We start from the raw sequence: 14,129 nt of genomic DNA, 5'->3' as shown, positions 1-14,129 counted from the left end.
GCCGATCCGGACCAGGCAGTTCCACCGGCAGAAGTACGGTCCGGCATACTTCTGCCGGACTAAAGGACCGGAAGACCGACCGGTCCGCGCAGCACCGGGGGACAAGCGGGCATGGGGACGGACACACCGGCCACCGGCGGGTTCGGCGAGCATCTGCTCCGCCTGCGCACGGACGCCGGGCAGAGCCAGGAGGAGCTCGCGCACGCCGCGGGGGTGAGCGTGCGGGCCCTGTCGGACATGGAGCGTGGCCGGTCCCGGGGGCCCCAGCGGCGCACCGTGGCGGCCTTGGCCGCGGCGCTGGGGCTGGACGCGACCGGCAGCGAGGAACTGGAACGGGCCGCCAGCCGGGGACGGCCCCGCGCGCGCCGGGCCGGGGCTGAGCCGGCGGCCGGCTCGTACGCGGGCGCCGGCCCGGCGGGCGCTACCGCCCCGGACCCCGTCTTCCGCCACACCCTCGCGCTCCCGCGCGACCTGCGCGACTTCACCGCCCGCGGGCCCGCCCTGGCGCGGCTGGCGGCCTTGGCCGAGCAGTCCGACCCCGACCGCGACCGTCCGCCCGTGGCGGTGGTCTGCGGGCAGCCCGGCCTGGGCAAGACCGCCTTCGCCGTGCACGCCGCCCACACCCTGGCACCCCACTTCCCCGACGGGCAGTTCCACCTCGACCTGCGCGGCATGGACCTGCACCCCACCCCACCCCGCGACGCCCTCGCCCGCCTGCTACGCGCCCTCGGCTCCACCGACGTACCCGCCGACACCGACGACCGCAGCGGCCTCCTGCGCTCCCTCCTACGCGACCGACGCGTCCTGCTCCTGTTGGACAACGCCGCGGACGAGGACCAGGTACGACCTCTGCTGCCCGGGGAGGGCGCCTCCCTCACCCTCGTCACCAGCCGGCACGCCCTCGCCGGCCTCGAAGCCGTCCACCGCACCGAACTCGCCCTGCTCCGCCGCGAAGAAGCCGTCGAACTCCTCACCCGCATCATCGGCCCCCATCGCGTCACACAAGAGGCCCAAGCCGCCCGCGACCTCGCCGAACTCTGCGGCCACCTCCCCCTCGCCGTCCGCATCGCCGGACAACGCCTCGCCGCCCGCCCCACCGAACACATCACCAAACTCGCCACCCAACTCGCCGAACAAGGCGGTCGCCTCGACACCCTGAAGGCCGGTTCGCTCGAGGTCCGGGCCGCCTTCGCCCTCTCCTACCGGCAACTGAGCCCGCAGGCACGGACCGTCTTCCGACGCTCCTGCCTGGCCGACGGCCCCGACTTCAGCCCTCAGACCGCCGCCCTCCTGGCCGACCTGCCCACTCGCACGGCCGCCCGGTATGCCGAGGACCTGGTCGACGCCGGCCTTCTCCAGTCCCACCCCACCGCTGACCGCTACCGCTACCACGACCTCCTGCGCCTCTTCGCCGCCGAGCAGTCGGCCGAGGAGGACGGGCCCGAGGAGATCGCCGCCGCCGAGGACCGGGCCGCCCGCTGGACGCTGCGCCGGGCCACCGCCGCCGCCCTGCACTTCGAGGCCGAGTACGGGTCGGCCGCCGACCAGGGTGACGCGGAAGGCGACCCCGACCCGGCCACCGCGCCGGTCGGCCGCGACCAGGCCCGGGCCTGGCTGGAGGAGGAACGGGCCCAGTGGCTCGGGGCCCTGCGCCACGCCCAGTCGACCGGCCGTCACCGGCAGGTCGTCGACGCGGCGGAGTCGATGCACTGGTTCTCCGACGCCACCATGGACTGGGAGCTGTGGGCCGAGGTGTTCGGTCGGGCCGCCGACTCCGCCCGGGCGCTGGGCAGCACCCGTGAGGTGGCCGTGCAGCTGAACTACCTCGCCTGGGCCCGCAACATGTGCGTCTTCGACTACGCCGGAGCGCTGGCCGCAGCGGACACCGCTCTGGGGGCGGCCCGGGAGGCGGGCGACGAGCTCCAGGTGGGCTGGGCGCTCGGGTACGGCGCGGGGGCGCTCCAACGGCTCGGTCGGACCGGGGAGGCCGTCGCCCGGCTGAGGTCGTCGGTGGCCCAGTTCGCCGGGCTGTCCTGCGGCGAGAGCAGGCTGGCCGAACTCACCGCCCTCAACTCGCTCGGCCAGGTCCTGCGCATGGACGGCCGGCCTGAGGAGGCACTGGCCATCCACCGCCGCAGCGAGGCGCTCTGCCGGGCGGGCATCCCGGGGCGGCCGACCGGAGTGAGCAATTCCTACCTGGCTCTGGTCAGCCAGAACGTCGGCAACGACCTGGCCGCGCTAGGCCGGTGGAGCGAGGCGGAGGCTCCACTGCGTGAGGTGCTGACCCTTCGTGCGGCGAACCCGATGTCCTTCTGGAGCGAGACCGCCCGGCTCGAGCTGGGCGTCGTCCTGCGTCACCTCGGTCGTCACGAGGAGGCCCGGGAAACCCTGAGGGCCGCCCACGAAGCCCTGGTCCGGCTGAACCACCCCCGGCAGCTCGAAGCCGCCGCCGAGATCAGCACTTTGGAAGCCGCCGCCAGCACCGCTTAGGGCCCGTATGGTCTGGTACGGGCCTTCGTCGCTTTGTGCTGCTGTCCGGCGCCGCCGGGCGGATCCTCACCGCCGGTGGCGTGGTGGAACGCGAGTGCGAGCCCGACGAAGCGGTGGAGGAAGGGTAGCCCCGCGGCCGTGATGTCGGTGTTCAATCCCTGGACGCGGTCGATATCGCCGTCGGCTCCGGAGTCCTGCCGCAGTCGGCGCTGCACCGCCCGGAACCGGGCGGCCTCCACGTCGGTGTAGGGCCGGGCCTGCTCGTCCGGTGCGCCTCCGGCGGCGCCGTCCGGCCCGCGGGCGCTCCCGCTGCCGTAGAGGCAGGTTCCGTCGCGCCGCAGCAGCATCAGCACCGCGTCGGTGGTCATCTGGGGGTAGCGTTTCCGATATGGACTTTCGCACCACTGCTGAGCGAGCTCAACGCCTCAAGCAGCTGCACGCCGAGTACAAGCCGCTCGTGCTGCCAACCGTCTGGGATGTGTGGTCCGCGCGGACGGCGGCCGACGCCGGATTCCCCGCGCTGACGGTCGGCAGTCATCCGCTCGCAGCCTCCAGGGGGGCCGAGGACCAGGAGGGACAGACCTTCGAGGAGGTACTCGCCGCCGTCCAACCGATCATCGCCGCGGTCGACGTCCCCGTGTCCGTGGACCTGGAGTCCGGATACGGACGCGAGCCCGCAGAGCTCATTGCCGGACTCACCGAGGTCGGCGGCGTCGGCCTCAACGTCGAGGACACCGTCCACTCGGAGGGCGGACGCCTGCGCACCACGCAGGAGCACGCGAGCTACATCGCCGGCCTGCGCGCCGCGGCCGACGACGCGGGAATCCCGGTCTGGATCAACGGGCGCACCGACCTCTTCGCTCACGCGGAGGACGCCTCCGCCGCCCTCGACGAAGCGATCGAACGGCTGCTGGCCATGGAGCAGGCAGGCGCCGACAGCGTCTACCCGGTGCGCATCCAGGACAACGATGCCCTGCTCGCGGCGGTGACCGAGGCCGTCGCCATCCCGGTGAACTCCACGGCCCACCCCGTCAAGCACGATCTCGAGCGCTTTCGCCGCCTCGGCGTCGGCCGGATCACCTACGGCCCGCTCCTGCAACTCGCGATGACGGACGCGATGAAGGACGTGCTCGGGCCGTGGGCGCTTTGACGTAACAAGGGTGCGGGGCCGGGACCGGAGAGCGATCACATTTGCTGCCGGTCCTGGGCCGTTTCCCGCCTGGCGGGTGGCGGTGAAGAAGGTTCGGCTACTGCTCCCGCCTGGCGGGACGTACCACTGATCGGCCTCTTTTTGCAGGCCAGGGTCGTGTGGCGTGGTGGAGCAGCGGGCAGCGCCGCGGCAGGCGCTGCTGGACGAAGGGCGGCGGCGGTTCGCCGCCGAGGGGTACCACCACGTGGTGCTGGCCGAGGTGGCGAGGGCCGCCGGGGTCACCAAGGGGGCTGCCTACCACCACTTCGACAGCAAAGCGGGGCTCTTCAGGGCCGTAGTCGCCGAGGTCCAGCAGGAACTGGGCGAGCGGGTCGCGACCGCAGCCGAGCGGTACGAGGACCTCTGGGAGCAGCTCCGGGCCGGCTGCCGCGCCTTCCTGGCCGCGGGAAGCGACCCGGCGGTGCGACAGATCCTGCTGGTCGACGCACCGACGGTGCTGGGCTGGGACGAGTGGCGTGCCCTGGACGCGGAGTCCTCCGCCCGGCACCTTGCGGAGGCACTGACGGCGCTCGCCGCAGCCGGGATCATCGGAGATCAGCCGGTGGAGCCCCTGGCCCGGCTGCTCTCAGGGGCGATGAACGAGGCCGCGCTCTGGATCGCCCGGGGCGGAGACCCGCAGGCCGCGGAGCAGGCACTCGACCGGCCTCTGGCGGGACTCCGTACCCCGACCTGATGTCTCGCGCAGACGCTCAGCGCCTTTCGAGTTGACGCAGAGAAGGTGGCACCGAGCGCAGGGCAGGGCCCGGTTTGGCTGGGAGTCCCTGTGACCGGCACGGGCCCGGGGGTATGGACGAGGGCGGTGTAGGTCCGCTCCCGTTCCTGCTGGAGAGCGCGGAGGTCGGCGGGGAAGCATTGCGGTGTCACGCCCTACCGTCACCACTCTCCGCCTGCGCGGATATGCCCCCGCGGGTGATCGTCGTGACCAGGTCGGGCAGCATGTTCCGCGCCGGGCTCGGATCGGTGGCGGTCAGTCCCGGGCGCCGAGTTCCTGGGCCAGTTCGGCGCAGCGCAGTTGGGCCGGGGAGAGGTCGTGGGGCAGTTTGCCGACGGCCTCGAAGGCGCTCATGCCGCCGTCCCCGGTCTTGGGCGTGTGGGTGTCTTCGGCGGTTCCGGGGTGAGGGGTGTCCGAGGCGTCGAAGAGGGCTGTTTCCTCCTCGGCGATCCCCGATTCGTCGATCACTGCCATCAGGGTCTCCTCGAAGGCATGCCGGCGGGCGGCCGTCTCGGCCACGCGCGGGTCGTCGATGGCCACGGTGTCGTCGAGGGCTTCCTCGGCGGCGTCCACGCGGTCGGATGCGTCCCGCAGCTCGGGGTGGGTGGCCAGTGCGATGAACCGGGAGGCCTGGACGGCCGCACCGAGCGGGCCGAAGATCCGCTCGGTGACGAGCAGGGTGTCCAGGTCCGCCTGGCGCAGTGAGCCGGCGGGGAGGTTCTTGAGGCGGCCGGTGACCATCTCGGAAAGCAGTCCCATCCGGCTGCCCTCGGTACGCATGCGCTGCACACGGGCCTGCTGGCGGGCCAGTTCCGCTTGCTGCGCGGCGAGTGCCTTCTCGAGTCGCGCCAGGGTGGCGTCGATGCCGTCCCCGCCATTCACGCCGTCCCCGCCACCCTCACCCTCGCCGGGTCCTGCCCCGACCCCAGGGGTGGTGAAGGCGTCGCGGATGTCGTCGAGGGCGATTCCGGCGTCGGCCATCTTCCTGATCCACAGCAGCCGGACCACGTCTGGGAACCCGTATTGGCGGCGGCCGTCTCCACCCCGTTGGGGCTCGGGGATCAGGCCCACGTCGTGGTAGTGCCGGATCGCCCGCGGCGTCGTGCCCACCAGGGCAGCGGCATCGCCGATCTTGACCTGACGCGATACGAAGAAGGACATGGGCATCGGCGGGGAACCTTTCACGTACGGACGGGAACGACTCCACGGGACCACATGACGCTACGGAAGATGCAAACCCGCCTGCCTGTACGGCGGAGCGCAGCGGAGCCCGAACCAGGCCGAAGCGCAGCGCAAGCCTCCCGGCCGCCCGAAGGGCCGGCCGCTGGATCGACGCAGCCGAGCTTCCCCGTCGAACACAGCGAGTGAGCCCTCCTGAGTGCGCAGCGCCCCTCGGGTCTGCTGACCGAGGGCCCGCGTGTCCAGGCCCGCGGCAATTCCCGGCCCGCCGTCCGGCTTGTCGGCCGCTGTGGCTGGCCCGCGCGGACAGACTGTGCCCGGCCCGTGCACGGCGTACGCCGGGCTCACCCGCACGCGGGACCGCGGTGCCGCTGTACTCAGCAGCTGGGCCGTACGCCGCTGCCCGGTTTCCCCGGGGGCAGGACCAGTGGAGTCGACCCGGGTGTGTAGTGCAGGACGGGCGATGCTGCTCGACCTGCACTGAGTGCATCGGTGGCGCCCGGCGAGGGAGGTCCCTCGCCGGGTCCCTTGGAGTGTGCGGGCGCCGGTGCCGGTGACGGCGCCGACGTTTCTCCCGATGCTCAGCGACGTCGGCTACGGGTCGCCCAGGTGCCGCCGATGCCGGCCACGTGAAGAGCGAGCAGCATGAGGCCGAGGATCATGAAATTGCCGGACGAGAATACGTGGTTCGTCGAGATCTCCGCCGCGTTGATCAAGAAACTGATGAAGAACAGTACGGCGGCCGCGATGCCGAGCATCATGACTCCTTCCAGAAGGTGTCATCCGTATGCCCGGCAGCTCCGACTGCATGCAGGCTCGTTGCACCCTCGTCGACCCATTGGTTCTCGTGCTCGCCGGACCGTACCCGCGCCCGGCCCAATTGGTCAGAGGGCTCACCCCAGCATGCGCTCGAGGACAACGTCGATCGTCAGAGCGAACCGGGGCCGTGCGGTGCGGCTGGTGCCTGAGCCGCCTGGAGCGTCCGATCGCTGCTGCTGCCGAGTCACAGCCCCACGACCAGATCGGGAAGGTACTGCTCCATGGGGACCGCGGTGTGCCGGATTGCTGCGTGGCCGACGGTGAACTGCTCGGACGAGGGACGGGCTGCGGCACCCTCGACGGCGGCAAGGAACTTCGCCGGAACCACGAGAACATCCCCGTTGCCCCGGATCAGCCAGTACACCGCACTGGCCCTGCGCCACGGCACCGAGGTAGGGGTGCCAACGGGAACGGTTAGGGTGCGTCGGAAGGTGATCGCGCACCCGTGGGGGATGGAATGACAGTGCACAGGCCCGGACTGCCGCAGGATCTGCCCGCGCCGGAGGTCCTGTGGGCCCGGTGGAGCGCGGTCGCCGTGCTGGAGGCGACGACCGAGGCGGAGGAGAAGCCGCCGGTCCACCGCACGGGCTGCTGGATCGACGACCGTGGGCTGCACCTCGACGACTGCGGCTGCACCTGGTGGACGTTGAAGCCGCTGGGCGGGGACCGGTTCGTGCTCTTCGGTGAGGACGAGTCCAGCGGGGTCAAGTGGCACGAGCCGCCGGTCGACATGCTGGCCGGGGCTCCGGACTGGCTCCCCCACGACGCGCTCCGTGAGCTGATCGCGGGGAACGAGCTGGGGTGCGTGTACTGGTCCGAGAACGGGTCCTGGGCACGGGCGCCGTACCCGGCGGACCTCGATGACGACGGTCTCGACTGCGGGTTGAGCCGTTTCGTCAACGAGGACGAGCTGCTGCGGGAGCTCGACGGCGGGGCGGTCCTCGGGGAGGGCCGCGTGGAACTGGTGCGCCGCGCCGAGCGGTACGAGTTGACGCCGGAGCTTCTGGAGACCCTCGTCCGGGGTTCGGGCGGCGAGCCCGCTGACCTGCCGGCCATGCTGCGAGCCCTGCGGCGCTCGGGCTTGTCCCATGGGAGCCCGCAGCCGGCCGCGTGACGTCGTCGGGGGCTTCCCGGGCGAAGGGGAAGCCGGACGGCTGGCCACGGCAGCCGCCCGCGCAGGCCTTCCCGAACCCGGCCTGGCCGCCTCTGTCGTGTGCTGTGTGGTCACCGCCTTCTCTTGGCGGTACCCGCTCAGGAAACGGCCGAGACGGCTGATTGCCGCGTCCAGGTCGTCGGCGTACGGCAGGGGCAGGATCCGGAAGTGGTCGGGGCGGGGCCAGTTGAACCCCGTGCCCTGGACGACCTGGATCTTCTTTCGAGGAGGCGCCCGCCCGGGGCGGTCAGCTCTGGTGGTTCAGGTGGAGGACCTGCCCGCTTACACCCCGCACCTCAAAGGGCACGCTGGAGGGCTTGAACCGGGCGGTGGAGTCGATGTTCCCTGGCGGCATAACCGGGCCACATGCGTCAGCCGCGCCCGGGCAGGCGCGCCGGGCACGACCCAAGAACGCGGTGCTGCTCGACTTCGAGGACTCCACTGCTCACCCACGCGCGCTGTTCCCTCGTGTCGTATGAGGGCCCGCAGAGGCTGATCATGGCACCGGCAGTGTCGCTGGACCACCGCAGAACCGATCGCACGCTTGCCGACAGCTCCTTCGAGCATGCACTCTGCACGATCAAGAGGAGGCCAGCCTGGCCATGGTCCGCCGGTTCGATATGGCCGTCGTCGACAGGGGCGCCGTCATCCCAGAAGGCTGCGGGGTCAGCGCCGGCCGCCGCCGATGCGGCGGTCGTCGGCCAGTGCGGTGAGCGGGCCGAACTCGCAGGCAAGCTGGTTCCACGTCAGAACCTCGCCGCAGCGGGCCGGGAACTCCTTCGGGTTGAACTCGGGCATGGTCCAGGTGCCAGTGCCCCGGTCCCGCAGCCACAGGTCCCCGTCACCGTCGACCACAGTCGGCGGGACCGGTACGGGCTCGGCCTGATCGGTGGGCTCCCAGGTGACCCGGCCCGGGTGGGAAGCGCGGCGCAGCTCGGTGGTGGCCAGCCGTGCGGCCAAGTCACGGGTGGACTCTTCGGCCTCCTTGACCGACGCGAGTCGGAACGCGTCGTCAAGTACGGGCAGGGCTGGATTCTTGCTGCGCTTTGAACTCATACGGTGACTACCTCCGGTGGGGGGCGTCACATCCGTTGTGGCACCCCGTAGAGGAACACGGTATCCGAGGCGGGAGCCTGGCCGGCTACGACCACTGCCCAGGTGGAGGCACTGGCACACCGGGCGGTGGGGCCAGGTTCCTGTCCGTCGGATCATGCGACTGTTGGATTGCTGGCTCGTTGTGTCTGCCATGGGGCGGGGTGATCTGATGTGCCGTTCAGGCCGACGCCGACCTCGCGGGCCGGATCCACTGGAGCATGGTCAGCGTCCACTCGACGTCCTGCCGTGCCCATCAGCACGCGTCCGGCGCCCGCACGAAGAAGCCACGTGTCCCGAAAAAGGGACGACGCCTCGGCACCACCACCGCGACGAAGGACTCGGACGGTCTCGGGGCGGCCTGACCTGCAAGATCCACCTCGCGGGTGAGGGTGGCTGTCGGCCGATGGCCTTCCTGGTCACGCCCGGCCAGTGGGGCGACGCGCCGCAGATGATCGAGGTCCTCGAACGGATCCGCGTTCCCCGCTCCCAGGGCGGTCGCCCTCGCACCCGGCCGGACCACTTGGGCGGCGACAAGGTCCCAGCATTGGAAACACTGACTGATCAAGAGCAGCCAGCTCAGGACCCCAGACCACACCGTGCTTCGCGCGGGCCTCGATCGTGCGGCCGCGTGGTGACACCACCGCATCGCAAGTTCAAGAAGAACCCGCCGGGTACGAGGAGATCTACGAGCGCCAGCGCAAGGCCCACTCCTCACGCCGGATCCGGGTCGAGCACGGCATCGCACACCTCAAGAACTGGCGAGCACTCGCCCGCCACCACGGCCGCCGCGAGCACATGAGCGACGCGATCCAAGCCATCGCCGGACTGCTTTCACACCAGCAGACTGCCGCGGGCGGGCCCGGCCCCAGCGGCAGTGAACACCAGGCCGACCCCCACCTTTCGACGTGCCTGCGCCAACCATGCACGAGCTCGTTAGGCACTGTGGCCGGCCGCCCCCGGATTCACAACTGTGCCCGATGTGGACGCTCACGCCGGCATCGACGGCGTTCACGAAGGCCCTGACCGAGGCCTCGCCCGAACGCCCGGAGGCCTTCCGCGGCTGAGCACGTGCCCTGCCCGCCCGGCTAACCTGGTGCCAGGACAGGGGAGTTCGGCATCACGGGGGCTGCCCGCGGCACGGGACTTAGGAGGACGGATGCTGGCTGAGTCACTGACGGCGCTCGCCGGCGCGGGCGCCACCGCGCTGATCGGAGCCATGGCCACCGACGTGTGGCAGGGGGCCCGCGGCGGGGTCGTCCGGCTTTTCGGGCGGGGCGGCGAGGCCCGCGGGGCGGCGATCGGCGCGCAGCTCGACGAGGACGCCGACCTCGTCGTCCGCGCCGAACCGGCCGGGGCGGACGAGATCCGGGCGGAGCTGCTGCCGGTGTGGCGCCGGCGGCTGCTCCTGCTGCTGGAAGAACACCCCGACTCCGAGGGCGAACTGCGCGAGCTGGTCGCCCGCGTGCAGAACGGCCTGCCGGCCGGGCGGCAGGTGTGGACGCAGTCGAACACCGCCCGCGACCACGGCACCCTCTTCGCAGTCCAGGGCGGCAGCCTCCACTACCACCAGGCGACCGGAGGGCGGGTTCCACCGCCCGCCGACGAGGACGGCGCGGACGGGACCGGCTGACCGTGGACCTCCCCGACGAGGTCCACCAAGAGGTTCGCGCCGTCGCCGGTTTCGCCTACGGCGCGGTCGGCGCGGACATCCACGTCTTCGGCGACGGGACCCCCGTCTACCTGCTGTACGCGCGCGACACCCACGGCGCCGCGGACGCCCTGCGGCGGGACTCCGCCTGGCTGCGCGCCCAGCCCAGCCGGATGCTCGACGCCCGCAGCGAGGTCGTGGATTTCTCCGGTCGCGAAGCCGAGCTGGCCCGGCTGCGGGAGTGGCGCGTGCAGCCCGCACGGTCGGCCGCACGCTGGCTGCACGGACCCGGAGGCTCGGGCAAGTCCCGCCTCGCCGCCCGCTTCGCCACCGAATGCGCCGACGCCGGCTGGCTCGTGGTCGACGCCGTACACGGCACGGACACCTACCCGCCCGCCCGGGGCAGCCAGGACCTGCGCACCGCCCACCGCGCCGGGGTGCTGGTACTCGTTGATTACGCCGACCGTTGGCCGGACGCCCATCTCAGATGGCTGTTCCACAACGGCCTGCTCCTCGGAGACCTCCCCGCGCGGATCCTCCTCATCGCCCGCTCGGTGCGGCCCTGGCCCGCTCTGCGGGCGCAGCTGAGCCGCCAGCGGCGCGCGACCGATCTCTCCGACCAGCCGGTGGAACCGCTCTCCGGCCAACAGGGCGAGCGCAGCAGGATGTTCGAGGCCGCCCGCCGCGGCTTCGCCGCCCACTACCCGGACCCCGCCGCCCTCACTGACCTGCGCCCTGCGTACCAGGACCTCGCCCGCCCCGACTTCGGCCTCACCCTCGCCGTCCACATGGCCGCGCTCACCGCCGTCGACGCCCGGGCCTGCGGCCGGGAACCGCCCGCCGACCTCGTCGGGATGACCGCGTACCTGCTGGACCGCGAACACGAGAACTGGCGCCGGGCGGGCGAGCACGACGGCGGCGGCACCGGGGAAGACGGCGGCGCGGGCGCCGAGGGCGACGAACGCCGCGCCCTCGACCTCGCGCGCACCGTCTTCACCGCTGTCCTCACCGGCCCGATGCGCCGTGACACCGCCCGCCCGCTCCTGGACCGGCTCCTGCTGCGCACCCCTGCGGACGGGGCCCTGACCGCCCACGCAGTCCACTACCCGCCCACCGACCCCGCGGCCGCCCACGTACTCGAACCGCTGCTCCCCGACCGTCTCGCCGAGGACTACCTGGCCCTCACCCTCCCCGGCAGCCCCGTCACCGGCTACCCGACCGACCTGTGGTCCGTCACCGCGACCACCCGCATCCTGCGGCGCGACGGAGGGGCCGCGCCCGCCTGGACCCCGCGCGCCCTCACCTTCCTCATCGCCGCGGCCGAACGCTGGCCGCACATCGGCCCCGCCGTGCTCTTCCCGCTGCTGCGCCGCGACCCCGCCCTCGCCGTCCGGGGCGGCGACGCGGTGCTGACCTCGATCGCCACCCTCGACTCCGTGGACCTCGATGTGCTGGAGGCCATAAAACCCCTGCTGCCCGCGGGCGACGTACGGGTGGAGGGCGGGGCTGCGGAGCTGACCCTGCGGCTCACCACCCACCACCTCGGACACGCGGTGGACGGCATGGAACGGGCCCGGCTCTCCATGAAGCTGGTTTTCGCCCACCTCACGACGGGCCGCCGGAGCGAGGCGCTCGCACACATGGAGGAGGCCGTACGGCTTACCCGGGAGGCCGCCGAGGCGGACCCGGCGCACCGGTCCGCGTACGGCGACGCCCTCCTCAACCTCGGCAACCTCTTCATCGAGGAGATCGCCGCCGAGGACCGGATCGACCTCCTTCAGGAGGTGATCGGGCTGAAGAGGGACGGCGCAGCGCGGGGCGACGACGGCGGCCCCGAGCCCACCGCCCTCGCCGCGCTGGCCCAGGCGCACACCCGGCTGGCCTTCGCGCTCTGGGAGACCGGGGCCCCGGAGCAGGCGCACGCGGCCGTGGTGGAGGCGGAACGCCTCTTCGAGGAGGTGCTGGACCGCGACTTCCTCCTGTGGTGGTCCCTCTCCTCGGAGGTGAACCGCCTGGAGATGGTGAACGGCTTCCTGCTGGCGAAGTCCGGACGCCCGGAGGAGGCGGCCGAGGGCGCCGGGGCGGTGGTGGCGCACGTACGCCAGATGACGGACCTCAATCCCGCGCGGTTCGGCGACGACCTGGCCGCCGGCCTGTGCATCCAGAGCGTGCACCTGTGGAATGCGGGGCGGCACGCTGAATCCGTCGACGCGCTCCTGGAGGCGCTCCACCTCTACCGCCAGCTTGCCGACGTCCGTGCCGACTACCGGGACGTCCTCGCCGCCCGGCTCGACGACGCGGCGGCCAAGCTCATCGCGTTGGGCCGGCACACCGAGGCCGTCGCGATCGTCGAGGAGAGCCTCGCCCTGCACCGGGAGCGCCTCGCCCTCGATCCGGACACCGCCGCAACCGCCGAAGCCGAAGGCCGTGCCATCGGCCGTGCGCTGCTCTACCTGCGGGAGCGGCGCGGCGCCGACCGCCTGCCCTGGGGCACGCCGGCGGAGATCGACGAGGCGGCCGCGCAGCTCGTACGGGCCGCCGACCCCGCGGGGCTGTGGGACCTCATGCGCAGGATCCCGGTCACCGACGCGATCCGGATCGCCCACCGCCACCCGCCCGAGTACTGGGCCCCGCCCGAGGGCGACCGCGGCCACCGCCTGGCCGCCCGGCTGGCCTCGCGCCGCCACCGGCCGCAGGCCGCCGAGCGCGCCGCCCGGGCCGCCGCCGGGCGGGCGGTGTGGCGCCTGCCCCACCGCGACGGCCTCGTGGCACCGGACCGCGTTTCCTTCGCCCCGGCGGCGTCGGTCATGACCCGGGAGACGTACCACCCGGCCAAAGGGCGACCCGGCGACGAGCACGCCACCCGCATCGACGTGTACGACCTCGCCTCCCGCTCCCGCCTCTGGTCCGCCGACCATCTCAGGGTCGGCACCGACGCTGTCACCTGCCTGGGGCCCGACGCGGTCCTCGCGCTGCGCGCGGACCTATGGCTGGCTCCCAACCTCGTCCTGTACCGGCCGGGCCGGGCAGAGGTCCTGGCGAGCGGCCCGGACCTCCTCATGGGGGCCCGGACCTTCGCCACCGCCCGCGGGTTCGTCGTCCTCCTGCGGAGCGCGCCCGTGGCCCTGCTCGGCGCGGTGGGGCGACCGCTGGAGCGGATCGACCTGCGGGACCTGGGGCTTGAACGCTGCACCGTCCACGCAGTCGACCCCTCCGGGGAGCGCCTCCTGCTGGCCGGCGACCGCCGCGTGATCCTCACCGACGCGGGTCTGAAGCCGCTGACCGCCCGCGGCTGGTGGAAGGTGCCCGAGCAGCACGGCACGGTGGAGGCCGCCGCCTTCCTCTCACCCGACGAGTTCGTGACCGCTGCGTCGACCGGCGGTGCCTACTTCTTCCAACAGGAGTCCGACCAGACCATGGTGACCGCCTGGAACTCCTCCGGACGTCGCCTGAAGCACCTGTTCGCGGTCCCGGGGTGGCGCGTAGTCGGCGGGTGGGCCCGGGACGAGGAGACGCCGTACTTCCGCGATGCCGTGGACCTCTCCCCGGTGCCGCAGCCGCGCCCGCTCGCCGGGCCGTCCCGCGGCTCTCCGCACCTGGTGACCGCCGCGCCCGGCGGCCGCTACGTGGTCCACGGCTCCGCCGTGCACGACTTGGGCGCCCCGCTGTCCTTCGCCGACCGCCCGCTCGCCTCGCTGACCGCGACCGACCGGGCGGCCCTGAGCGCCTACCTCGACAGCGGGCGGGCGCCGTACGCCGCGATCCGGGAACTGCTGGAACTCGTACGGGACCTCGGGTCCTCCATGTGACCGTCACCGACCGA

The 14,129-nt window shown here is 72.6% G+C and carries 11 protein-coding genes and 2 pseudogenes; 7 read left to right on the top strand and 6 right to left on the bottom strand.

Annotation, left to right across the window (positions count from 1 at the left end):
* The first annotated feature begins 111 nt into the window (after window positions 1-111).
* On the top strand, window positions 112-2,490 hold the full coding sequence (locus tag ACE1OC_RS00540; protein ID WP_407835230.1) for a tetratricopeptide repeat protein: 2,379 nt from the start codon (window positions 112-114) through the stop codon (window positions 2,488-2,490).
* On the opposite strand, the gene ACE1OC_RS00535 is transcribed toward ACE1OC_RS00540, so the two are convergent.
* A complete protein-coding gene (locus tag ACE1OC_RS00535) occupies window positions 2,487-2,858 on the bottom strand; it encodes a hypothetical protein (protein ID WP_407835229.1) in 372 nt (123 codons plus the stop codon). The two genes, ACE1OC_RS00540 and ACE1OC_RS00535, sit on opposite strands and share 4 nt — an antisense overlap.
* Window positions 2,859-2,878: 20 nt before the next feature.
* Here ACE1OC_RS00535 and ACE1OC_RS00530 point away from each other — a divergent pair, with 20 nt between their 5' ends.
* Together ACE1OC_RS00530 and ACE1OC_RS00525 are read left to right on the top strand one after the other, a co-directional pair.
* Complete coding sequence (locus tag ACE1OC_RS00530) at window positions 2,879-3,640, top strand: isocitrate lyase/PEP mutase family protein (protein ID WP_407835228.1); 762 nt, start codon at window positions 2,879-2,881, stop codon at window positions 3,638-3,640.
* A 163-nt stretch (window positions 3,641-3,803) separates the two neighbouring features.
* On the top strand, window positions 3,804-4,373 hold the full coding sequence (locus tag ACE1OC_RS00525; protein ID WP_407835227.1) for a TetR/AcrR family transcriptional regulator: 570 nt from the start codon (window positions 3,804-3,806) through the stop codon (window positions 4,371-4,373).
* Between the two features lie 294 nt (window positions 4,374-4,667).
* Here ACE1OC_RS00525 and ACE1OC_RS00520 read toward each other — a convergent pair whose 3' ends face one another.
* From ACE1OC_RS00520 to ACE1OC_RS00510, 3 genes are all read right to left on the bottom strand, one after another.
* Complete coding sequence (locus ACE1OC_RS00520) at window positions 4,668-5,579, bottom strand: MerR family transcriptional regulator (RefSeq protein WP_407835226.1); 912 nt, start codon at window positions 5,577-5,579, stop codon at window positions 4,668-4,670.
* 593 nt (window positions 5,580-6,172) lie between these two features.
* Window positions 6,173-6,352, bottom strand: coding sequence for a hypothetical protein (locus ACE1OC_RS00515; protein WP_037893985.1), 180 nt, complete (start codon window positions 6,350-6,352; stop codon window positions 6,173-6,175).
* Between the two features lie 242 nt (window positions 6,353-6,594).
* Window positions 6,595-6,798, bottom strand: coding sequence for a hypothetical protein (locus ACE1OC_RS00510; RefSeq protein WP_407835225.1), 204 nt, complete (start codon window positions 6,796-6,798; stop codon window positions 6,595-6,597).
* Window positions 6,799-6,867: 69 nt separating this feature from the next.
* On the opposite strand from ACE1OC_RS00510, the gene ACE1OC_RS00505 reads away from it, so the two are divergent.
* A complete protein-coding gene (locus ACE1OC_RS00505; protein WP_407835224.1) occupies window positions 6,868-7,524 on the top strand; it encodes a hypothetical protein in 657 nt (218 codons plus the stop codon).
* Window positions 7,525-7,647: 123 nt separating this feature from the next.
* On the opposite strand, the pseudogene ACE1OC_RS00500 reads toward ACE1OC_RS00505, so the two are convergent.
* Both ACE1OC_RS00500 and ACE1OC_RS00495 read right to left on the bottom strand, forming a co-directional pair.
* Window positions 7,648-7,788, bottom strand: a pseudogene (locus ACE1OC_RS00500) (aminotransferase); the annotation flags it as partial.
* A gap of 441 nt (window positions 7,789-8,229) precedes the next feature.
* On the bottom strand, window positions 8,230-8,619 hold the full coding sequence (locus ACE1OC_RS00495) for a hypothetical protein (protein ID WP_031142953.1): 390 nt from the start codon (window positions 8,617-8,619) through the stop codon (window positions 8,230-8,232).
* Window positions 8,620-8,885: 266 nt separating this feature from the next.
* Between ACE1OC_RS00495 and ACE1OC_RS00490 the strand changes: the two are divergent.
* The 3 genes and pseudogenes from ACE1OC_RS00490 to ACE1OC_RS00480 form a co-directional block, all read left to right on the top strand.
* A pseudogene (locus ACE1OC_RS00490) lies at window positions 8,886-9,124 on the top strand (IS5/IS1182 family transposase); the annotation flags it as partial.
* Between the two features lie 690 nt (window positions 9,125-9,814).
* Window positions 9,815-10,288, top strand: coding sequence for a hypothetical protein (locus tag ACE1OC_RS00485; protein ID WP_403721994.1), 474 nt, complete (start codon window positions 9,815-9,817; stop codon window positions 10,286-10,288).
* Between the two features lie 2 nt (window positions 10,289-10,290).
* On the top strand, window positions 10,291-14,115 hold the full coding sequence (locus ACE1OC_RS00480) for a hypothetical protein (RefSeq protein WP_407835223.1): 3,825 nt from the start codon (window positions 10,291-10,293) through the stop codon (window positions 14,113-14,115).
* Window positions 14,116-14,129 lie beyond the last annotated feature (14 nt).

This window comes from Streptomyces stoeckheimensis (assembly GCF_045822005.1).
Lineage (GTDB): Bacteria > Actinomycetota > Actinomycetes > Streptomycetales > Streptomycetaceae > Streptomyces > Streptomyces stoeckheimensis.
This window is presented reverse-complemented; position numbering and strand designations above follow the sequence as displayed.